This window comes from Natronorubrum daqingense, assembly GCF_001971705.1.
GTDB classification, from domain to species: domain Archaea; phylum Halobacteriota; class Halobacteria; order Halobacteriales; family Natrialbaceae; genus Natronorubrum; species Natronorubrum daqingense.
On the sequence record NZ_CP019327.1, the window covers coordinates 2,743,830 to 2,765,114 of the forward strand.

Here is a 21,285-nt window from a genome sequence, read left to right on the forward strand (position 1 = left end):
CAGTGCTGATCTCCGTTCCGTATAATCGAACGATATTTACCCGTTCTCGACGACTGTGATCACATGTCAGAGGACGACGGACAACGGACAGCAGGAACGGTACAGACGTCGCGAACGATGTTCGTAATCGTCGAGTACATCAAAGAACAGGATGGGGCCACGATCACGGAGGTGGCGAACGACCTCGGGTACGCGAAAAGCACCGTTCATCGCCACCTCTCGACGTTGACCGAGATGGGCTACGCCGTCAAGGAGGGCAACGAGTTTCACGTGGGGTTGCGGTTCGTCGACCTCGGTCAGCACGCCCGCACGCGCCGAAACGGGTACGAACTGGCCAGAGAAAAGGTCGACCAGATCGCCGCAGCGACCGGCGAGCGAGCGCAGTTTATCGTCGAAGAACACGGCGAAGGCGTCTACTTGCACCGCTCGTTCGGCGAACACGCGATTCGAACCGACCCCGGAATCGGCAGTCGAATCCCGCTTCACGCGACGGCTGCCGGAAAGGCAATTCTTGCAAACCTCGAGGAATCCCGGCGGTTCGAAATAATCGAACAGACCGACTTCGATTCGCTCACGGAACACACGATAACAGATACCGAGACGTTGTTCGAGGAACTCGAGACGATCCGCGAACGCGGCTACGGGTTCAATCGACAGGAGAATCTCAACGGACTTTACGCCGTCGGAGTCGCCGTCAAAAGCCCCACAGAAGGCGTTATCGGTGCGTTCAGCGTCTCCGGTCCGATCCACCGACTCAAAGGCGAACGCATTCAAGAGGAACTTCCAGATCGATTGCTGGGCACGGCGAACGAACTCGAGCTCAACATCACGCACTCCTGAAGTTCGAACATATCGAACGGCCTGTCCGGCCAATCGAACGCTCCCCGCGTATCGTTTTTCGTCACAAAGGCACGAATGCCGCCAACCTGATCACGTTCAGTCGACGTCGGCTCTCGCGAGAAAACGCGGATTCGTCGTTCTCGTCCAGTGTATCGCAGCTACCGGCCGATCCCGTATCATCGGAAGAGCCGAGCATTGTCGTTCCGCATGTTCGAAAGTCGTTCATCGACATCGGTCGCTCTGGCAAAATCCCGGCAAACAAGGCAACAACCGCGTTGTCGGCCGAAAAATCGAACGACACAGGTATGATTACAAACATAGAAGTGTAATGTTCAGATAGAGCGTAAGAAGGGGTCAAAAGTAGATACACATCTACCGGTTATCCGGGGAAAACAGCGATGATACAGACTGGTTCGAGAGTTGCTTGTTCGTGGACGAATATGCGGGCGATACGATGGGTTCTGATGGAATAGTCGAGTATCGAGACCAACCGTCGACAATCATACGAGTTCGAGCCGGCATCAAGAACGAAACGTGACTCGACCGACGGTTCGAGCGGGCTAAAGTGGCGAATCGGACGCTGACGCGGACTTCGTCGGTCAACGCCGGTCGAGTACGAACGCGTGTCGAATGTGTCGGTTAGAGCCCTCGAGAGAGCACAGTAGCAAGAGTAGGTGGCCACACCGAAGTACCAGCGCACTCGCTTGGGGAGATAGTGTAATCATTTCTAATCATCCTGGTCCGAAGACGAAATTGATACCTTCCCTCGTGTGAAGTGTCCTCTATGCGCATTGCATTTTGTCTCTACGATGGCATGACGGCTCTCGATTTCGTCGGCGCGTACGACGCGATTACCCGCCTCGAGCGAATGGATCTCAGCCCGCTCGAGTGGGACGTCTGCGCCCCGACGGCGTCGGTGACGGGAACCCAACTCACGCTCGAGGTCGACCGCGTCGAGCCCGATCTGGGCGAGTACGACCTGGTCTTCCTGCCCGGCGGCTACGCGACCCGTGAGCTTCGACGCGACGAGGAGTTTCTCGAGTGGATTCGGACGGCTGCGGGGTGTGAGTACCTGACGTCCGTCTGTACCGGCTCGCTGTTGCTCGGCGGCGCGGGTCTGTTGGAGGGAAAACGGGCGACGACACACCCCGGCGAGTTCGAGACGCTTGCCGAGTACGCAACGGTCGTCGAGCAACGGGTGGTACAGGACGGAAACGTGATCACGGGCGGCGGCGTCGCGGCGAGCGTCGACCTCGGATTGTACATCGTCGAGGAACTCACCGACCGAGAGACGCGGGAAACGGTCGCAGCGCAGATGGATTACCCCTACGGCGAAGCCGTCTTCGAACGGTAGGAGCGGGAACCGTCTTCAAACCGAGTCAGAGCCGCGATTTGAGGGTTTCAGCCGTCTTCGTCCCGATACCGGACACGCTCTCGAGGTCGTCCAGGCTCGCCTCGCGAACGTTCTCGACGCTGCCGAAGCGTCCGAGTAGTCGCTTTCTGGTTTCGGGGCCGATGCCGGGCACGTCGTCCAGCACGGTCTTGACCTCGTCGCGCACGGTCTGGTGGTACTGGACGGCAAAGCGGTGAGACTCGTCGCGAACGCGCTGGAGCAGGTGCAGGTGGGGCGCGTCGCTGGGCCACGAATACTCTCGATCCGGCGTCACGACGCGCTCTTCGGCCTTCGCGAGAGCGATGGCCGGAACGTCCCATCCGACTTCCGAGAGGGCGTCTCTGGCGGCCTCGAGTTGTCCCTCGCCGCCGTCGATAACCAGCAAATCCGGATCCGGGCGGTCGTCTCGGCCTTCGACGGCGCGGCTGGCGCGCCACTCGAGGAGGGCGCGCATGTTGTCGTAGTCGTCGTTCTGGTCGGTCAGCTTCTTCCGTCGGTAGTGGGCCTTCTCCGCGCTGCCGTCGACGAAGGTGACGTTGCTGCCGACCGCCGCTTTTCCCTGTGCGTGGCTCACGTCGAAGCCCTCGATTCGCCGCGCGGAGTCGATCTCGAGCGCGTCGGCGAGCATCCCACACTCGTCCCGTCCGCCGACGTTTCGTCGGGCGTTCTTGAGCGCGAGTTCGACGAGTTTGGCTTCCCGACCTGCACCCGGGACGCGAACCGAGACGCCTTCGGCCTCGAGCCACGCCTCGACCTCGCTGTCGCCGTGGCGTTCGGGCAAGAGGAGCGCGTCCGGGAGGTCACGCTCGGCGTAGTACTGGACGATGAACGCGGCGAGCACGGCGGGAACGCCCCCCTCCGCCGCCCCGTCGGCCGCCTCGTCGTTCGGCTGTCCCGCGGTGTCAGCGCCCGGTGCCTCGAGCGTGTGGCGGTCTCTGTCGACCAGCTTACCGGTTTCGGCGCGCAAGCGAGCGACGGTGGCGTCCTCGCCTTCGATGGCGACGCCGAGGATATCGACGGCCCGTTCGTCGCTTCGCGTCTGGACTGCCTCGCCGCCCTCGCCGTGGAACGCCTCGACGGTCTCGAGTCGATCGCGGAGGTTCGCCGCGCGTTCGAAGTTCTGTTCCTCGGCAGCGGCCTCCATCTCGCGGCGCAGCGGGTCCGCGAGAATCCCCGTCTCGCCCTCGAGAAAACGCTCGACCAGGCTCACGTCTTCCGCGTAGGACTCGAGGTCGATCTCTCGGGTACAGGGGGCCGTACAGAGGCCCATCTCGTAGTCGAGACAGGGGCGATCGCGGCCCGAGTACTTGTGATCCGAGCACCCCCGAACGCCGTAGGTCTCTCGGAGCGCCTTCACGACGGTCTCGACTTGCCCCTTGTTCGTGTAGGGGCCGAAGACGGTCGGTCCGCTCGCTGCGGCCGAACTGCCCGCTTCGCCGTCCGGGTCGCGAGTGATTTCGATCCGCGGCGCGTTGTGGGCCGTCAACTGCACCATCGGGTACGACTTGTCGTCTTTGAGTCGGACGTTGTACCGTGGCTGGTGGCGCTTGATGAGGTTCGCCTCGAGCAACAGCGCCTGCGTCTCGGTATCGGTGACGGCGAGTTCGATCTCGTCGGCTCGATCGACCATGCGCCGGATGCGCGCGCTTCGCGGATCGGCGTAGGAGCGAACCCGACTGCGCAGATCGACCGCCTTGCCGACGTAGAGCGTGGTCCCGTCGACTCGAAACTGGTAGACGCCGGGCTCGCGTGGCAACGATTTCGCCCGCTCGCGTACCTCCTCGGCGTTCATCAGCGGCCCTAGTTCCTCAGTGGCTTTCAGCCTGACTCATCGAATCGCTCGCTGGGTGGCGTCGGTTCGCAACGTCGTCGCGGTCGCCTGGTCGGTTCTCGCGTCCGTTGGGTCGAATTCGCCCGGTCGTCGCTCGAGTCAGTTCGCCCGGTCGTCGCTCGAGTCGTGTTGCTCGTCGGGTGCGTTGCCCTCCTCGAATTGCCCCGGCTCGTTGCTCTCCTCGAGATCGTCGAGCGACTCGTCTTCGGGCTCCGTTTGGGGGTCGCTCCCCATCGTCGTTTCACCCTCCGGGTCGTCCAACAGGAGGTGCTCCGAACCGGCTGTCTCGTCAGCGTCGTCGGTGGATGGATCCTCGTCGGACGCGACGTCGTCAGCGCTCGCGTGCTCGTCGGCATCGCCCGCCGACTCACGGGAATCGACAGCAGCTTCCGGAGGGGCGTCGTCCACACCGTCCGACCCGGGACCGATCGCCTCGTGCAAGTCGACCGGTCGGTCGGCTTCGATGTCCGCGTCGGTGACCGGCAAGACGATGTCGTCGTCACCGGAGACGCGAAGGACGAGGTGGCGCGAGCGCGAGCGGATGTATCGCACGAAAAAGATTGCGCCGATCAGGGCCACCACGCCACCGGCTGCGAACACCGTCAGGTCGAAGACGGTGAGCAGCGTTTCGACGACATCGATCACACTGCCGGCGAGACCCGTTGAATCCCCAGGGTCGACGCCGTCGACGGCGTCGGCGAGGTCGTACGTCGCTGCAAGCAGGAATAACCCGATCGCGAGAAACAGAACGATCGTTCCCCAGACGAGGTGTCCGAGTTCGCTTTCGTTTTCGACCGACACTCGCCCGACGTTCGGGCGGTCGACGTGCGTGTAATTCGACCCGTTTCCGCCTTCCGTGAACACGAGCACGCGCTCGTTCGTCACGACGACGGTCGCCGACTCGAGGTCGACGCGCTTTCGGACGCGCTCGCCGTCGTAAAGCAATTCGTCGACGTGTTCGCTCCAAGTCCCGAGCATCAGTAGGTCGTCTTCGAAGTGTTCGTTCTCGAGTGGCAAGTAGCTCGCGGCGTCTCTCGTCCACGGCGAATGTACTATGGAAACCCACCACACACTCGAGCGGTGCATCGAATCGGACACGGTACTTTCTCGAGTCTCGAGGGCGAAACGACCGCTATGAGTGATTCGACAGTCCGATGCTGGCTGGTCGAGCGGACGTTCGACGATCGGAATCTCGTGACGATCGTCTACGCGACGCCGGACGGGTCGCGATACCAACAACGCGAACGATCGGCGACGTCGCTTCGCACCGGTGCCCCCGTCACCGCGGCGACCTCGATTCCCGAGGACGAACTCGAGGGGGTTCCCGATGAGGAGACCCAGACGCGCTACGCGACGGAAGCCGAACGGGTCGCCGAGCAGTACGATCCAGACGACGAACTGTAACCGACGAAGAGACCGGACTCAACCCACCAATTGGACGAACGCGGGTCCAAAATTCGGTCTCATCGACGGACGTGTCACAGCAAGTATCAATGAGTGACAACGTTTATCGGCCAACGCCGAGAGCACACAGCCATGCCAGCGATCACAGTCGATGGCTTGAGCAAATCCTACGGTCGAACCCTCGCACTCGAGGACCTCTCGTTTCAGGTCGAAGAGGGCGAAGTCTTCGGGTTTCTGGGACCGAACGGAGCCGGCAAGTCGACGACGATCAACGTCATTCTGGACTTCATCCGCCCGACGAACGGGCAGGTCACGGTCCACGGGATGGATGCACAGGCACACAGTCGCGACATCCGCGCGCGAACTGGCGTCCTCCCCGAAGGCGTCGAAACGTACGACCGCCTGACCGCGCGCCAACACCTCGAGTTCGCCATCGACTCGAAGGGGACGACGGACGACCCCGAAGCGCTTCTCGAGCGCGTCGGCCTGCTCGACGCGATCGACAAGAAGGCCGGCGGCTACTCGAAGGGGATGTCCCAGCGACTCATGCTCGCGATGGCACTCGTCGGCGAACCAGACCTCCTCATCTTGGACGAGCCGTCGACGGGACTCGACCCCAACGGCGCTCGCGAGATGCGCGAAATCGTCCGCGAGGAGAACGCCCGCGGGGCGACCGTCTTCTTCTCGAGTCACATCATGGAACAGGTCGAGGCGGTCTGTGACCGCGTCGGCATTCTCCGGGACGGTGAGATGGTCGCCGTCGACACCGTCGAGGGGCTTCGCGACTCCGCGGGCGGTGCGACGACGCTGCGAGTCACCGTCGACCGGATCGACGACGACGCGCTGGCGGCCGTCCGGGCGCTGTCGGACGTCACCACCGCCACCGTCGACGGCCAAGACCCACCGGTAGTGGTCGCACAGGTCGACGGCTCGAAGACCGCCGTTCTCGGCGAACTCGAGGATCGCGGCATCGAGATTCGTGACTTCTCGACGCGGGAGGCCTCCCTCGAGGACGTCTTCCAGTCGTACACGACGGGAACGGAGGTGGAAGCGCAATGAGCACGGATACCGGGACCGGAGCCGATACCGAAGCGACGAGTTCGGGGGCGAGGTCGCCCTCGAGTTCGATCAACCTCGAGAGCGTCCGTGCGATCGCGAAAAAGGACTTTCAGGACTCGGTCCGTTCGTGGCTGATTTGGGTGCTGAGTTTCTCGTTTTTCCTGTTGCTCGTCGGCATAACCGGAACGCTCGCGTACTTCGGTGAAGATATCGCTGCAGAGGGCGCGACGACGGACATGCTCATCATGTACACCAGCGAAATTACGCGTGTCATTATTCCGCTAATCGCGCTGGTGCTCGGCTGGAAAGCCATTGCTGGCGAGCGGGAGACGGGGAGCATCAAGATACTACTGTCGCTACCACACTCTCGAAAAGACGTCCTGCTCGGAAAGCTCATCGGCCGATCAGCGGTGCTGTCGCTATCACTCGTCGTTGGCTTTGCACTCGCCGCCGTGGTCGTCGCCGCGCTGCTCGGCGGATTCGACATCGTCGATTACGCCGGGCTACTCGTGATGTCCATCGTCTACGGTGTCGCATACACGAGCATCGCCGTCTCGCTATCGTCCCTATTCCGATCGACGACCATGGCCGGTACCGCATGTTTCGGCGTCTTTCTCCTGTTCTACGGAGTCTGGAACGCGCTTGCCGGTGCATTCGGACAACTCGCTCAGGAAGGAGTGTTGTTCTTCGACACCGTCACCTACACGTTCGAGATAAACGGCGAAGAGGTCCAAGGAGAACGGTTACAGGATTGGGTGTACTTCGTATTGAACCTGGATCCCGGTGAGGCCTACAGTAGAGGGCTCTCGCTGGTCACCGATACGGACGCCATTCAGTTTCAGGTCGAACTGAGCGAACAGATGTTCGGTGGAGAACTTCCCTTCTTCCTTCAGGATTGGTTCTCGTTCTTGATTTTGCTGTTCTGGGTCGTCGTCCCGGTCCTTATTGCGCTCTATCGATTCGAGCGCGTTGATCTCTAATCAGAGACGACGAGTGTTTGATTCTGATTTCTCTTCTTGCAGTCCTAGGCATTCTACTCCTCAATTTCGACCGAATCGAACTCGATTGTCTCACAATCCTCACTAACCCAGAAGTTATCGACAGTTGGTGTGCAGTACGTGATTTCTTGCTCGACGGGGACACCATCGGCCACGCCGTCCCCATACGTACAGGTTCTCCCGCCGAGACTGAATGGGCCAGCGTCGAGAGAGACCTCTTCACACGATTCACCGTCTGGGTCACATTCCCACGTTTCTCTTCTGGATCCGAGGGTTCCCGCGTCGATTTCCATCTCGAAACTGCAGTTATCGTACATCTGGAACTCTAAATAGATCGGGAGATCGTAATCGATCGGAAAGTACTCCAGGAAGTTCGTAGTTATCGGCGGGCCGAACGGATCGCCCCCATCAGTGGGATCTGCCGCAGCCACTCCAGGAATAGCCACGGCGCTAGCCCCGGTCGCTGCAACTGCTTTCATTACGGATCGACGCGCCAGTACTGAGTCATCGTCCGACGTATTGGTTCCATTATCGGTCATGGCACAGTACCATACTTTTCAATATTTTATTTTTAAATTTTTGTCGTTTATGGAAGAATATCACGATAAGTGAGGTATCGAATGGTCGAAGACAGTGTGCGAAAATGAGGGATCGCTGACGCCAGCGAGCTGTTGAGCACGCTGTGGACAGGTTATCGTTCACTCGAGCGCGATTCCGTACTCCGCTAGTAGCTCGCGGAACTCGTCTTCGTCGACGATCGGGACGTCGTTGGCCTCGGCGTCGTCGCGTTTCGTCTGGCCGGGGCTCTCGCCGACGACGAGATAGTCCGTGTTCCCCGAAACGCTACCCGTCGCGTTCGCGCCGTGGGCTTCGACCGTCTCCTGTGCCTCGCCGCGAGTGACGTCGGAGAGTGACCCCGTGAAGACGAACGTCAGTTCCTCGAGCTCCTCGCCACCTGCGTCGGTGTCCGCCTCCTGCGGTGAGACGTGCTCGAGCAGGTCGTCGACGGCCGCGGCGTTTTTGTCGCTCGCGAAGAACTCGTGGAGCTGTTGGGCGACGGTCTCGCCGACGTCGTCGACCCCCTCGAGTCGCTCCGGCTCGGTCTCAGCCGTCTCGCGGAACGCCTCGAACGTGGCGAACTCGCGGGCGAGTTCGCGGGCCGTCGTGGGTCCGACGTGTGGAATGCCGAGCGCCGAACAGAAGTCGGCGAGTGGTGGCTCACGGGCGGCCTCGAGTTCGGACAGGAGGTTCTCGGCGCTCGTTTCACCCCACCCCTCGAGGTCGGTCAGCTCCTCACGCTCGAGTTCGTAGAGGTCCGCCACGGATTCCAATAACTCGGCGTCGACGAGTTGTCGGACGCTCTTCTCGCCGAGGCCCTCGAGGTCCAGCCCGTCGTCGCTCGCGTAGTACTCGATGGAGCGGCGAAGCTGGGCGTCACACGCTAAGCCGCCCGTACAGAAGGCCATCGGGCCGTCTCGCTCGACGGCGCTGTCACAGACGGGGCAGGCCTCGGGGAACTCGTAGTGACCTTCGCTTCCCTTCTCGACGACCTCCTCGACGTAGGGGATTACGTCGCCCGCCCGCTGCACGCGAACGGTATCCCCGACGTTGACGTTCTTCTCCGCGATCTCCTCGGGGTTGTGCAGGCTCGCTCGAGAGACCGTCACACCGCCGACGTCGACCGGCTCGAGGAGGGCGACGGGCGTGAGTCGACCAGTTCGGCCCACCTGCACCGCCACGTCGACGATCGGGGTGACCTCCGCGCGTGCGGGGAACTTGTAGGCGAACGCGTAGCGGTCGTGGCGCGCCGTGCGGCCCAGTTCCTCGCGAGCCTCCCGGTCGTCGACCTTGATGACGGTGCCGTCGATCTCGTAGTTGAGGTCGTCGCGCAACTCGAGCATTCGGTCGCGGTAGTCAATCGCCTCGTCGATGTCGTCAGCGTATTCGATGTGGTCGGTCACTCGGAGCCCCCACTTGGGGAAGCGCTCGAGTTCCGCGCTGTGGCTGTCTTCGAGGTCGCTGGCCTCGAGCACGTCGAAGTAGAACACCTCGAGGGGCCGGTCGGCGACGATCGAGGGGTCGAGTTGGCGGATCGTCCCCGCAGTCGCATTTCGAGGGTTCGCGAACGGCTCCTCGCCGCGCTCGATCCGCTCGCGATTGTGCGCCTGGAAGGCGTCCTTGGGCATGTACACCTCGCCGCGGACCGCGAGGAATTCGGGGTAGTCGCCGTGGAGCTGTTGGGGCACCGACCCGATCGTCCGGGCGTTTCGCGTCACGTCGTCGCCCTCGCGACCGTCGCCGCGGGTAACCGCCCGCTCGAGCGAACCGTCCTCGTAGACGAACTCCATCGAGACGCCGTCGAACTTGGGTTCGCAGACGTACTGGAGGTCGTCCGCGTGCTCGCTGGCGCGCAACTCCCTGCGGACGCGCTCGTCGAACTCCCGTACGTCCGCGGCCTCGCCGCTCTGGTCGATCGAGAGCATCGGCGCGACGTGCTCGACCGTCTCGAACGCGTCGATCGGTTCGCCCCCGACGCTTCTGGTCGGACTGTCTGGATGGGAGAGGTCGAACGCGTCCTCGAGGTCTTGCAACCGCGCGAAGAGGGCGTCGTAGGTTCGATCGGCGACGATCGGATCGTTCTCGACGTAGTACCGGCGGTCGTGCTCGCGGACGGCCGCGCGCAACAGTTCGACGTCGCGTTCGGCGTCGGCCGCCGAGAGGTCGTCGACCGGCTCGAACTCGGTCGGGGGATCTCTCACGTACGGGTTGGCGTCCTCCGCGTTCTCGTCGGCAGCGGGCATTCTTGCTCGAGCGTTTCTACTCTCACTCAAAAAGGGTTACCACCTCCTCGAGGTTCGAACAACAAATCAACCGGAAAACATATTGCCCGACTTCCAAAACCCGATTCAATGCGATCCGCCCGTGCCGTCTACCGAACGTATCGCGTCCACCTCTTGCTCGGCCTCGGTATCCCACTTTTGCTCGCAAGCGCCCTCTACGCACCGGGTATCACGCTGACCGACGACTACACTCAGTACGAGGCGCTCGAGGTCGACCACGACGAGGACGGACTGAGCACCGTACACGCCGAAAGCGAGACGGAAATCGATCCGCCACGAGGGATCGACGGCATTCTGTGTGGCGACTACCGGGACGGGGCTGGACAGCTCTGTTCGCTCGTGTACGAACTCGACGACGGCGCGGAGATCGAAACGGCACACTCGCCCGTCGGAGGGCCAAGCGAGTACGGCTATCAGTGGGAATCAGACGAGTTCGTCGAACTCACCGCCACGACTACCGAGGACAACGAGACGGTTGTGGATCTCGAACCCGTCGACGCAGAAACCGTCTTCGACGACCTCGCGGTCGAAGAGGACCGATTGACGACCGACGAACGGACGGTCGTCGAGGACGGTCAGGTCCGAACGACCGAGCGACTGCCGGAGAACCAACTGCTCGAGTTCGACGGCGAGTACTACCTCCTCGAGGAGACTGGCACTTACGACGGAGCCGTCCGCGACGCCGACTGCGGAATCACCCTCGGGAGCGACGAATCGTTCTGCGAAGAACTGCGCCCGTGGCTGTGGCTCGAGTCGGGAGCGACGGTTCTCGGCTTCGTCCTCGGCGGTGGCCTCGTCGTTCAGGGCTACCGTCGCGCCGTCGGTCACGAGTTCGACCGGGAGCGCTGGCGGAAACTGAACGAGAAGTGACGCGTCGAACGACCGACCCCCAGCACTTTACCCGTCAGGCCGCCTACGGTCGGATAGATGGGACAGGGAACGGATACGGAGTTCGGACTGGTCGACCTCGAGGAGGCAGAAACCCCCGGCGACGAGTGGGAGGAGATCGACATCTCGGAGACCGAGGCCGACCGGATCGCTCGCAAGCGCGACCGCGAGTTCGAGCAGTTCGAAGAGCGAATCAAAGACGCCGACCAGTTCAAGGTCGAACAGTCGGTGTTCGACGACGCGACGCTGGCGGCGCTCTATAAACTCGTCCAGGACGGCTACGTCGAGGCTTTCGGCGGGCCGCTCTCGACCGGTAAGGAGGCGAACGTCTACCACGCACTTGGCGACGACCGCGAGGTCGCCGTCAAGATTTACCGAATCAACGCCTCGAACTTCCGGCAAATGCGCGACTACCTCGAGGGCGACCCCCGCTTCGAGGGGCTAGGCGGCAAGAAGAAAGACGTCGTCCTCGCCTGGACGAAGAAGGAACTCGCGAACCTCGAGCGAGCGAAAAAGGCCGGCGTTCGGGTGCCGGAGCCACTCGCCACGGAGCGAAACGTCCTCGTCATGGAGTACATCGGGACCGACGACGGCCGCGCGAAGCGACTCGGCGAGGTCCACATCGAGAACCCCGAGACCGCCTACGGAGTCATGCGCGAGTACATGCGCCGACTCTACTCCGCCGGGATCATCCACGGCGACCTGAGCGAGTACAACGTCGTCTTCGACGAGGACGAAGGCCAACTCGTCATTATCGACGTCGGCCAGGCCGTCACCGTCCACCACCCCAACAGCCGCGACTTCCTCGAGCGAGACTGCGAGAACGTCGCGAGTTTCTTCTCCCGACAGGGCGTCGACACCGACGCGGACGACTTACTCGAGTTCGTCACGAGTCCGGAGCCGGACCCCTCGCGCGACTAGGGGCGAAAAACGACAGCGGCGGCCGACTCAGACCGTCTCGATTCGCCCCTCGAGTTCGGGCGAGATCGTGCCTTCGTCCTCGAGTCTGTTCATGGCGAGCGCCGAGGTGACGGTGCCTTCGTCCGGCGGCACGATGACCTCGCCCTCCGTGAGCGACTCGTAGCCGTCGCCGCCCTCCATGAGGAAATCGTTCGTTCCGAGTTCGTACGTCGCCTCGGGGTCGACGTCCTCGCCGTCGACCGTGAGTTCCTCGACGCGCTCGCCCGTCTCGGCGTCGAGATCGTAGGTGAACGACATGCCACTGACCTGCGGGAATCGACCGTGGCCGTCTTCGACCGAACTCACGCCGGTTTCGATGGCCGCCTCGAGGTTCTCGCCGGTGACCTCGATCTTCACCGTCTCGTTGGGGAACGGCAGAATGTCGACGATCACGCCGCGGGTGAGTTCGCCGGCCTCGTACAGTTCGTCGCTGCGGATGCCGCCGCCGTTCTGGATGGCGATTTCCGCGTCGACGTCCTCGCGAATCACGTCGGTCAGCCAGTTGCCGACGTTCGATTCCTCGCTACGGACGGTATCGTTTCTGGCGTCCAGGTCGGTCGTCGTCTCGCCGATAACCTCCTCGAGTTCGTCGTCGAGTTCGTCCTCGTACTCGAGGAGGAGATCCTCGATCTCGTCGTGGGGATCGACCTCGTCCGCGTCGACCAGTTCCTCGAGGTCGTGTTTCTCGAAGGCGTACTCCAAAATTTCGTCGCCCGCGATCTCGAGGTCGAGTTGCCCGACGTAGTCGAACTCGTCGCCGACGACCGAGATGATCGTGTCGTTCTCCTCGAGTGGCTCCTCCTCGACGAACGCCGCGTGGTCGCCGACGACAGCGTCGATGCCGTCGACCTCGGCGACGAGATCCTCGGCGACCGGACTCGAGAGGTGTGAGAGCAAGATGACGATGTCGACCCCCTCCTCCTCGAGGTCGGCGACGACGTCCTCGGCCGCGGTCACCGGATCGATTACCTCCGTGTCGTCGCCGACGGACGTGATCTCCGGCGTGTCCTCGGGTGCGAGGCCGGTGAAGCCAACGTCGACGCCGTCGATTTCTTCGACGACGTACCGGGCCGCGCCCTCCTCGCTGGCGAACGCCTCGCCCGTCTCTTCCTCGAGGACGTTCGCGCTCAGCCACGTGAATTCGCTATCGGCGATGTTCTCGCGGAGGCTCTCCGGGCCGTTGTCGAACTCGTGGTTCCCGATGGCGTTGTGCGAGACCGGGCTCTCGTTGAGCACGCTCGTGATGTGTTCGCCCTCGAAGACAGAGGACTCGACGGACATGTGCAGGTCGTCGCCGTTGCCGACCGCGAACGCGTTCTCCGCGTCCTCGTACAACTCCGCCATCAACCCGAAGTAGTTCGCGACGTTCAGGGGCTCCTCGGAGTCGCCGAGCAGGCCGTGAAAGTGCGTGTCGTGGATGATTCGGAGACTCGTCGTCTCCTCGTCGCCGTCGCCGTTTTCGTCGTCAGAACTCGCGTCCGAACAACCGGCGAGTGCGGCCACGCCGGCCGCGCCCGCGTACTGTAGTACTCGTCTCCGCTCGAGTTCGTTGGGTGACCCCTTCGACATAGCCCCACACTTCGACACAAGTTACATATACGTACGGGTTGGATCAAACGCTACCGCAACCGTCGTACCGTCTGAAACAACGACGAACGTCGATGCTGGTCGGTCCACCGCAGAGTATCGAACGCTACGCGCTCGAGCCTACAGATAGTACGGCCGGGTTCGATCGGTTCGTCTGAATCGCCAACCCAACCCGTGGTCTCTTCACGGATTTCAACTCTTCAACCCTACAAAGGTTCGTCTGAAACATTCTGCAGGTTCGACGCAAAGTCAGCGCCAAACAGGCTTCAACCCTACAAAGGTTCGTCTGAAACGAGTGCGGTTTCATAACCTTCGTTGATTGCATCAAGCTTCAACCCTACAAAGGTTCGTCTGAAACGAGTGCGGTTTCATAACCTTCGTTGATTGCATCAAGCTTCAACCCTACAAAGGTTCGTCTGAAACAACTCGACAACGGCGAGTACCGCGTGCTCGTCGCTTCAACCCTACAAAGGTTCGTCTGAAACCATGCCGAAATCTCGGCCCTAAGGCATCATATTGGCCACTCACACAAATGAATTTCCGTCGACCTGCAATAGTTGCCATCTGACGGGGGGTCGACGAAAGTGATAGAGAATCTTGTTACGTTCTTATATTCACGATCAGGTATACTACTAAGGGGCTCGTACTAAATGTGAAACTCGATCCATCATCATTGTTAGAATGGATGGTGTTTATAATCTGCTCGAGAGTAGTGGCAATGAGAATCGATTTTGAGACAGTCATCGGTTCGTCTCGACTGTCGTTTCGGTTCGAACTCTCTGACAAATACCGGAGTTCGGTATCTCTTTCACGTAAACTCCCAGAGACCACCTCACAATAGATTAAGAGGGACTGTATTGAAGTAGGAACCAATAATGAACATCGGAATCATCTCCGACACGCACGATAACGTCGAGGCGATCGAACGCGCGACCGAGATTTTCGAGGACGAAGGCGTCGAAATCGTTCTCCACTGCGGGGATTTCGTCGCCCCCCTGATGCTCAACGACTTCGGCGAGTTCGAACTCCACGGCGTGTTAGGGAACAACGACGGCGACGCCGCCACCCTCCAGTCGATCTTCGACGGCCTCGGCGACGAGAGCGAACTCCACGGTCGATTCGCCAGCCTCGAGTTCGACGGCCTCTCGTTCGCGATGCTCCACGGCGAGCACAAAGACGAAGTCGAGGCGATCGCGGCCGGCGAGACGTTCGATTTCGTCTGTTACGGCCACCACCACGAACGCGAGTTGTCGGAGGAGGGGCGAACGACGGTGCTCAACCCCGGTGCGCACGTCCTCGCGAAGTCCGAGGCGGACCGAACGGTCGCCATCGTCGACACCCGCACGGAGTCGGTTCAGTTCCGATCCGTCCTCGAGTAAGGCCCTCGAGTTCGAGTGGAAACGAAGGGGTTGCGTGGGGTGGGGACGTGGCACAGACGGGTGGACAAAGGTCTTAACCTCACCCAGCCAGTAGCGTGGGGTATGCAACACGTGAAGATTCCGCAGGACCGCATCGGTGTTCTCATCGGAGAGGGTGGCGAGACGATGCGCGAAATCGAGGCCGAAGCCGAGGTACGACTCGACATCGACTCGGAGAACGGCTCCGTCGCGATCGAGACCGTCGGCGACCCCGTTCGCGGCCTCAAAGCGCCGGATATCGTTCGCGCAGTCGGTCGCGGCTTTGCACCCGACGCGGCGCTTCGCTTGCTCGACGACGATATGATGATGTTCGACATCGTCGACATCGACAGCGCTGCCCGAAACACGAACGATATGAAACGCAAGAAGGGCCGACTCATCGGCGAGGACGGGCGCACGCGAGAACTCATGGAAGAACTGGGAGGTGCCGACGTCGTCATCTACGGCTCGACGCTCGGCATCATCGGCGCACCACAGGAGGTCGACGCCGTTCGAACCGCTGCCGAGATGCTCCTCGACGGTGCACCCCACGGGACCGTCTACTCCTTCTTAGAGGAGCGACACAACGAGATGAAACACCAGGGGATGCAGTACCACCGCTACCCTGGCGGCGAATCGTAGGCCGTCTTTGGCGTTCGACTCTGTGCGAGTCGGTCAGCGAGCACGATCAGTCCTGCTCCGCCAACGGCGGCAATTCCGGCTGCGATGAAGACCGGATTGTACGTCCCGATCGAATCGTATCCGAGGCCAGCGATATACGGTGCAATAAGACCTGAAACGGCAAACGACCCGGAAATCAAGCCGAACACCGCGTTGATGTTTTCTCGCCCGAACAGATCCGCGGTCAACGGCGACAGCAGTGCGCCGTTCCCACCGTAGCCGATGCCGTAGACGAACGCGAAGGCGAGGAGTGTCCAACTACTCGTCGCGAACGGCAGTGCGATCGTCGCGAGGCCCATAATCGCCGAGCAGGTTCCGAACACCGCCGTGCGGCCCACCGCGTCCGCGATGTGTCCGATTCCGACTCGAGCGACGGCGCTCGCGCCGCCGATGATCGCGATCACCAACGCCCCGACGGCCGCCGAGATCCCGATGTCCGTCACGTAGACCACGATGTGCGAGAACACGACGTACAACGTGGTGTAGATGGCCACCCAGCCGACGAACAAACAGAAGAACGACGGCGTGAACGCGATTCGCCGCACGGCCTCGAGTTGCTCGCGCAAGTTCTCGTCGGTGGCCGGCGTTGGTTCGCCGACGAACTCGTTTTCCGGCGGCGTCACGTCGGCAGCGAGTGGATCGTCCCGGATTAAGACGGCCGCGACGAGCAGTAACGCGGTCGCGCCCGCGGTGAGGAGTAAAAACGCCGTTCGCCAGCCCGTCTGTTCGATGAGTGCAGTCGACGCGGGCGCGACGAAGAGCATTCCCGCACCGAGGCCGGCGGAGGCGATTCCGCCGGCGAGACCGACGTGTCGATCGAACCAGCGCGGAACGGTCGCATAGGAGACGACGTAGACCGCACACATGCCGAAACCGGTGATGATACCGTAGAACAGAAACAACGCGAACAGCGACTCGGCCTGACTGGTTCCGAGGAGTCCGACGCAGAGGAGTCCCGTTCCGGCCAGCAGGATCTGACGCGTTCCGTATCGGTCGACGAGCGCACCGACGAGTACCGCGCCGATGTAGAGCGTGAACGTCTGGAGACCGAACGCAATCGACGTGACGCCTCGAGAGTGGCCGAACTCGTCGAGTATTCGCTCGAAGAACACGCCGAAGGAGTACGAGAGACCGAAGACGACGAACGTCCCGATGAAACATGCGACGACGACGATCCACCCGTAGTAGAGTCCGTCTTCGTCGCTCTCGCTAGGCATAGGTGTGAATGTCACGCAGGATTCTTAAAGGATCAGTTAGCGGTAGGTGTGAGTCGTACTCGGTCGGTGCGGTGACGGCGTCAGCGAAAGAAGTGTTGTGAACGGCTGAGTCGGTGCCGCCTCGGTCGACGGCAGCGCCTCGAGCGATCAGTACGGGACGACGTACAGCGCGATCGCCAGGAACGGCGTCAGCAGGATCATCATCGTGATCGCGTAGCCGAACATATCACGTGCACGAAGTCCGGTAATCGCCAGCAGCGGAATCGCCCAGAACGGGTTCAGCAGGTTCGTGTGTGCGTCACCCACTCCGTACGCGGCGATCGTCTGTCCGTGTGGAATACCGAGTTCCGCCCCCGCACTCATCATCGGTCCGCCGACGATGGTCCACTCGCCGCCCGCAGACGGCACGAACACGTTGAGGATACCGGCGGTGATCCAGGCGATGACCGGGAACGTCGCCGGCGTCGCGATCGACAACAGGAACTCCGTCATCGTGTCGACCAGCCCGGTCCCTTCCATGATCCCGATGATCCCCGCGTAGAACGGGAACTGCAGGATGATCCCGGAACTCGAATGGACGGCGTCGTAGAACTCCTCGAGGTAGTCGATCGGACTCGTGTACAGGATGAGCCCGATCATGATGAATCCGAAGTTCAGCACGTTCAGGTCCAGTGCGTCGAGTCCTTGGACGTAGAACGCTCGAACGAACAGCGCGACACCCGTCAGCGCGAGCACCCCGCCGAGTACCTTGCTGTTGTTGATTTTGTCCGCCGGTGCCGGCGACTCGTCTTCCGGGCGCATGTCGCCTTCACTCGGCGATTCCTCGTCCGCGAGTTCGGTCTGCTGGCTCCCACCGTCGGCCGCCACGTCGGCGTCCCCGTCAGCGTCTGCAACCGAGTCGCTCGATGAGTCCTCTTCGTCGTCGTTCATCTCTTCGCGACTGAGGTATTGACTCATTCCCCGTGCGTACTCTCCTGGTGGAGAGAGCAAGTAGAGACAGATCGACGCGTAGACGATGGCGAGACCGGTCAACATCAACGGGTACGGGTGGAACACCCACTCCGTCGCCGGAATAACGGTGTCGACGACACCCTGTTCCATGAAGACGTTACCCTCCGTCGCCTGGAGCAGTCCCGCCGAACTGGACATTCCCCACCCCCAGGTGAGGCTCATGCCGAGGTAGCCGGCGACGGCGACGAGCGGGTAGTGCAGTTGCATCCCGTTCTGTTCGGCGTACTTCCCCATCTCTCGAGCGAGAATCGCGCCGAAAATGAGTCCGAGCCCCCAGGAAATCCACCCGACCATCATCGCGCCGACGCCGACCACGACGACGGCCTGTTTTCCGTTGTTGGGGAGCCGAACGATTCGGTCGATTACTCCCTTTACCCACGGATGATACGCCACGACGAACGCCGTTACCAGAATCAACACCATCTGCATCGCGAAGTCGAGCAGGTCCCAGAACCCGCCGTACCACGAGAGTGCGATTTCCGTCGCGCCTGCGCCCTCGGATAGGAAGGCGATCACCGCCGCGACGTACGTGAGCAGTATCGCGAACAGAAACGGACTCGGCATCCATCGTTCCACCCTGTCAGCGATCCCTTCCCCGAACCGTTGAACCGGGGTCATCTGTGCCTCTGAAGACTCCTGTATGTCAGACATACACTCACAAGATAAAAGCATTAGTTATTATATAAGGTGAACTAGGCAATAATGCCCCATAACAAATTCATTATATATTGTCGACAGACAGAGGACTAGCCTGTGTCAGCACCCACAATCGTCGGGTCCAATCCACAACACAAACGCGTCCCGCAATTATCGCTCTGGGCATTTATAAATATAATTCACCGCATGGCAGTGTATAGCGAGGAGGTGCCAACGCAGTCGTTGCCCCGCGTCTGTCGCGTTCCTTCCTGCCGTCGTGAGCGCCCGCTTCGGCCGTCACGAACCGCTGTCTGCCTGTAATCGGTCGCACTCGTGCGAGACCAACGACCGGACGAATTAGTGTTACCGAGTGTCCAACGAGCGTGGACGACCACCAGAAGAGAGGCGAACGAAACCACACGTTACGAAACTTTTTTATAGAACCCCAAACAATCCTTCGTCTGACTATGGCACAACAGATGGGCAACCAGCCTCTCATCGTTCTCTCGGAGGATAGCCAGCGGACGTCCGGCAAAGACGCACAGTCGATGAACGTACAGGCCGGCAAGGCCGTTGCCGAGTCCGTCCGGACCACACTCGGTCCGAAAGGAATGGACAAGATGCTCGTCGATTCCTCGGGTAACGTCATCGTCACGAACGACGGTGTCACCCTCCTCTCGGAGATGGAGATCGATCACCCAGCCGCCGACATGATCGTCGAAGTCGCCGAGACGCAGGAGGACGAGGTCGGCGACGGCACCACGAGCGCCGTCGTCATCTCCGGTGAACTCCTCAGCCAAGCCGAGGAACTTCTCGAGCAGGATATCCACGCGACCACGCTCGCACAGGGATACCGTCAGGCCGCCGAGGAAGCCACCGAAGCCCTCGAAGAGATCGCCATCGACGTCGACGAGGACGACACCGAAATCCTCGAGCAGATCGCCGCGACCGCGATGACGGGCAAGGGTGCGGAGAACGCTCGCGACCTCCTCTCGGAACTCGTCGTCGAGGCCGTCCAGTCGGTCGCCGACGGCGACGACATCGACACGGACAACATCAAAGTCGAGAAGGTCGTCGGCAGTTCCATCGACGAGTCCGAACTCGTCGAGGGCGTCATCGTCGACAAGGAGCGCGTCTCGGACAACATGCCGTACTTCGCGGAAGACGCCTCCGTCGCCATCGTCGACGGCGACCTCGAGATCAAAGAGACCGAAATCGACGCCGAAGTCAACGTCACCGACCCCGACCAACTCGAGCAGTTCTTAGAGCAAGAAGAGACCCAACTGCGCGAGATGGCCGAGCAGGTCGCAGACGCCGGTGCCGACGTCGTCTTCGTCGACGGCGGCATCGACGACATGGCCCAGCACTACCTCGCACAGGAGGGCATCATCGCCGTCCGCCGCGTCAAATCCAGCGACCAGAGCCAGCTGGCACGCGCGACCGGCGCGACGCCCGTCACCAGCGTCGACGACCTCAGCGAGGACGACCTCGGCTTCGCCGGTAGCGTCGCCCAGAAGGAGATCGCTGGCGATCAGCGCATCTTCGTCGAGGACGTCGACGACGCCAAGGCCGTCACCCTCATCCTCCGCGGTGGCACCGAGCACGTCATCGACGAGGTCGACCGCGCCATCGAGGATTCGCTGGGCGTCGTCCGCACCACGCTCGAGGACGGCAAAGTCCTCGCCGGCGGCGGTGCCCCAGAGGTCGACCTCTCGCTCGCACTTCGCGACTACGCGGACTCCGTCGGCGGCCGCGAACAGCTCGCCGTCGAAGCCTTCGCGGACGCACTCGAGGTCATCCCACGAACGCTCGCCGAGAACGCTGGCCTCGACCCCATCGACTCGCTGGTCGAACTCCGCGCCGACCACGACGGCGGCGACACCGCCTCCGGTCTCGACGCGTTCACCGGCGACACCATCGACATGGGCGAGGAAGGCGTCTACGAGCCGCTTCGCGTGAAGACCCAGGCCATCGAATCCGCAACCGAAGCCGCAGTCATGTTGCTTCGCATCGACGACGTCATCGCGGCCGGCGACCTCGCCGTCGCTGACGACGACGATGGCGAAGACATGCCACCAGGCGGCGGTGGCATGGGCGGCGGCATGGGCGGTATGGGCGGTGGCATGGGCGGCATGATGTAAGAGCGATTCGGAGCGAACGCAGTGAGCGAGAATCGCTGAAAACGAGCGGGGAACGCAGTGACCCGCGAGCAAAACTAAATTTTGCTCTGCGGGCCGCCTTCGGCGGCCCTCGGCAAAATTTAGTATAAAAGCCTCCTCCCTCCCCGATGGGTCGGTCGTCGGCCCGCGAGCGCCGTACGGCGCTCGCGGTGAACGGCTTCGTTCGGGTTCTCCGAACCGCTCACTCGCCGACAAACGCTGTGGAATGATTTGCAGATCGCTGGATGAGGGAGGTTCATTCATTATCGCTCGAGCACCCGTTCACGACTCGAGTCGGCTCGATACACCTACTTTGCTCCTGCAGATTCGGTGTCGTTCCTTCGTTCTCGTACCGAGTAGCGTCGAATCCAGACTCGAGTCACG

17 protein-coding genes are annotated in these 21,285 nt (G+C 61.7%); 10 read left to right on the forward strand and 7 right to left on the reverse strand.

Going from position 1 to position 21,285, the window contains the following annotated elements; translation table 11 throughout:
* Nucleotides 1-63: 63 nt before the first annotated feature.
* Nucleotides 64-840 (forward strand): IclR family transcriptional regulator, encoded by a 777-nt coding sequence (locus tag BB347_RS13365; protein WP_076583057.1) that lies wholly within the window; start codon nucleotides 64-66, stop codon nucleotides 838-840.
* A gap of 784 nt (nucleotides 841-1,624) precedes the next feature.
* Complete coding sequence (locus tag BB347_RS13370) at nucleotides 1,625-2,194, forward strand: DJ-1/PfpI family protein (protein WP_076583058.1); 570 nt, start codon at nucleotides 1,625-1,627, stop codon at nucleotides 2,192-2,194.
* 25 nt (nucleotides 2,195-2,219) lie between these two features.
* On the opposite strand, the gene BB347_RS13375 is transcribed toward BB347_RS13370, so the two are convergent.
* Together BB347_RS13375 and BB347_RS19495 are read right to left on the reverse strand one after the other, a co-directional pair.
* Nucleotides 2,220-4,025, reverse strand: a complete 1,806-nt coding sequence (locus tag BB347_RS13375) for an excinuclease ABC subunit C (RefSeq protein ID WP_076583060.1) — start codon at nucleotides 4,023-4,025, stop codon at nucleotides 2,220-2,222.
* A 138-nt stretch (nucleotides 4,026-4,163) separates the two neighbouring features.
* Complete coding sequence (locus tag BB347_RS19495; RefSeq protein WP_211137167.1) at nucleotides 4,164-5,081, reverse strand: ICP22 family protein; 918 nt, start codon at nucleotides 5,079-5,081, stop codon at nucleotides 4,164-4,166.
* A gap of 117 nt (nucleotides 5,082-5,198) precedes the next feature.
* On the opposite strand from BB347_RS19495, the gene BB347_RS13385 reads away from it, so the two are divergent.
* The 3 genes from BB347_RS13385 (at nucleotide 5,199) to BB347_RS13395 (ending at nucleotide 7,507) form a co-directional block, all read left to right on the forward strand.
* Nucleotides 5,199-5,468, forward strand: a complete 270-nt coding sequence (locus BB347_RS13385) for a hypothetical protein (protein WP_076583337.1) — start codon at nucleotides 5,199-5,201, stop codon at nucleotides 5,466-5,468.
* Nucleotides 5,469-5,600: 132 nt separating this feature from the next.
* Entirely contained in the window at nucleotides 5,601-6,527 is a 927-nt protein-coding gene (locus BB347_RS13390; protein ID WP_076583063.1) for an ABC transporter ATP-binding protein, read from the forward strand.
* On the forward strand, nucleotides 6,524-7,507 hold the full coding sequence (locus BB347_RS13395; RefSeq protein ID WP_076583065.1) for an ABC transporter permease: 984 nt from the start codon (nucleotides 6,524-6,526) through the stop codon (nucleotides 7,505-7,507). The genes BB347_RS13390 and BB347_RS13395 overlap by 4 nt, the downstream gene beginning before the upstream one ends.
* Before the next feature lie 53 nt (nucleotides 7,508-7,560).
* Here the strand turns inward: BB347_RS13395 and BB347_RS13400 are convergent, their stop codons facing one another.
* Nucleotides 7,561-8,004 carry a hypothetical protein gene (locus BB347_RS13400; RefSeq protein ID WP_076583067.1) on the reverse strand — a complete coding sequence of 148 codons (444 nt, stop codon included), beginning with the start codon at nucleotides 8,002-8,004 and terminating at the stop codon, nucleotides 7,561-7,563.
* Between the two features lie 219 nt (nucleotides 8,005-8,223).
* The gene (ligA, locus tag BB347_RS13405) at nucleotides 8,224-10,326 is read right to left on the reverse strand and encodes an NAD-dependent DNA ligase LigA (protein ID WP_076583069.1); all 2,103 of its coding nucleotides are present in this window, start codon (nucleotides 10,324-10,326) and stop codon (nucleotides 8,224-8,226) included.
* Nucleotides 10,327-10,434: 108 nt separating this feature from the next.
* On the opposite strand from ligA, the gene BB347_RS13410 reads away from it, so the two are divergent.
* Together BB347_RS13410 and rio1 are read left to right on the forward strand one after the other, a co-directional pair.
* Entirely contained in the window at nucleotides 10,435-11,235 is an 801-nt protein-coding gene (locus tag BB347_RS13410) for a hypothetical protein (protein WP_076583071.1), read from the forward strand.
* A 57-nt stretch (nucleotides 11,236-11,292) separates the two neighbouring features.
* On the forward strand, nucleotides 11,293-12,174 hold the full coding sequence (rio1, locus tag BB347_RS13415; protein WP_076583073.1) for a serine/threonine-protein kinase Rio1: 882 nt from the start codon (nucleotides 11,293-11,295) through the stop codon (nucleotides 12,172-12,174).
* Nucleotides 12,175-12,201: 27 nt separating this feature from the next.
* Here rio1 and BB347_RS13420 read toward each other — a convergent pair whose 3' ends face one another.
* Nucleotides 12,202-13,782, reverse strand: coding sequence for a bifunctional metallophosphatase/5'-nucleotidase (locus BB347_RS13420; RefSeq protein ID WP_076583075.1), 1,581 nt, complete (start codon nucleotides 13,780-13,782; stop codon nucleotides 12,202-12,204).
* Nucleotides 13,783-14,675: 893 nt separating this feature from the next.
* Between BB347_RS13420 and BB347_RS13425 the strand changes: the two genes are divergently transcribed.
* Complete coding sequence (locus tag BB347_RS13425) at nucleotides 14,676-15,179, forward strand: metallophosphoesterase (protein ID WP_076583077.1); 504 nt, start codon at nucleotides 14,676-14,678, stop codon at nucleotides 15,177-15,179.
* A 102-nt stretch (nucleotides 15,180-15,281) separates the two neighbouring features.
* On the forward strand, nucleotides 15,282-15,839 hold the full coding sequence (locus BB347_RS13430; protein WP_076583079.1) for a KH domain-containing protein: 558 nt from the start codon (nucleotides 15,282-15,284) through the stop codon (nucleotides 15,837-15,839).
* Here BB347_RS13430 and BB347_RS13435 read toward each other — a convergent pair.
* Entirely contained in the window at nucleotides 15,818-17,095 is a 1,278-nt protein-coding gene (locus tag BB347_RS13435) for an MFS transporter (RefSeq protein ID WP_076583081.1), read from the reverse strand. The genes BB347_RS13430 and BB347_RS13435 overlap by 22 nt on opposite strands.
* A 147-nt stretch (nucleotides 17,096-17,242) precedes the next feature.
* Nucleotides 17,243-18,757 (reverse strand): short-chain fatty acid transporter, encoded by a 1,515-nt coding sequence (locus BB347_RS13440; protein ID WP_083687794.1) that lies wholly within the window; start codon nucleotides 18,755-18,757, stop codon nucleotides 17,243-17,245.
* 464 nt (nucleotides 18,758-19,221) lie between these two features.
* On the opposite strand from BB347_RS13440, the gene thsA reads away from it, so the two are divergent.
* Entirely contained in the window at nucleotides 19,222-20,883 is a 1,662-nt protein-coding gene (thsA, locus tag BB347_RS13445) for a thermosome subunit alpha (protein ID WP_076583338.1), read from the forward strand.
* Nucleotides 20,884-21,285: the final 402 nt, after the last annotated feature.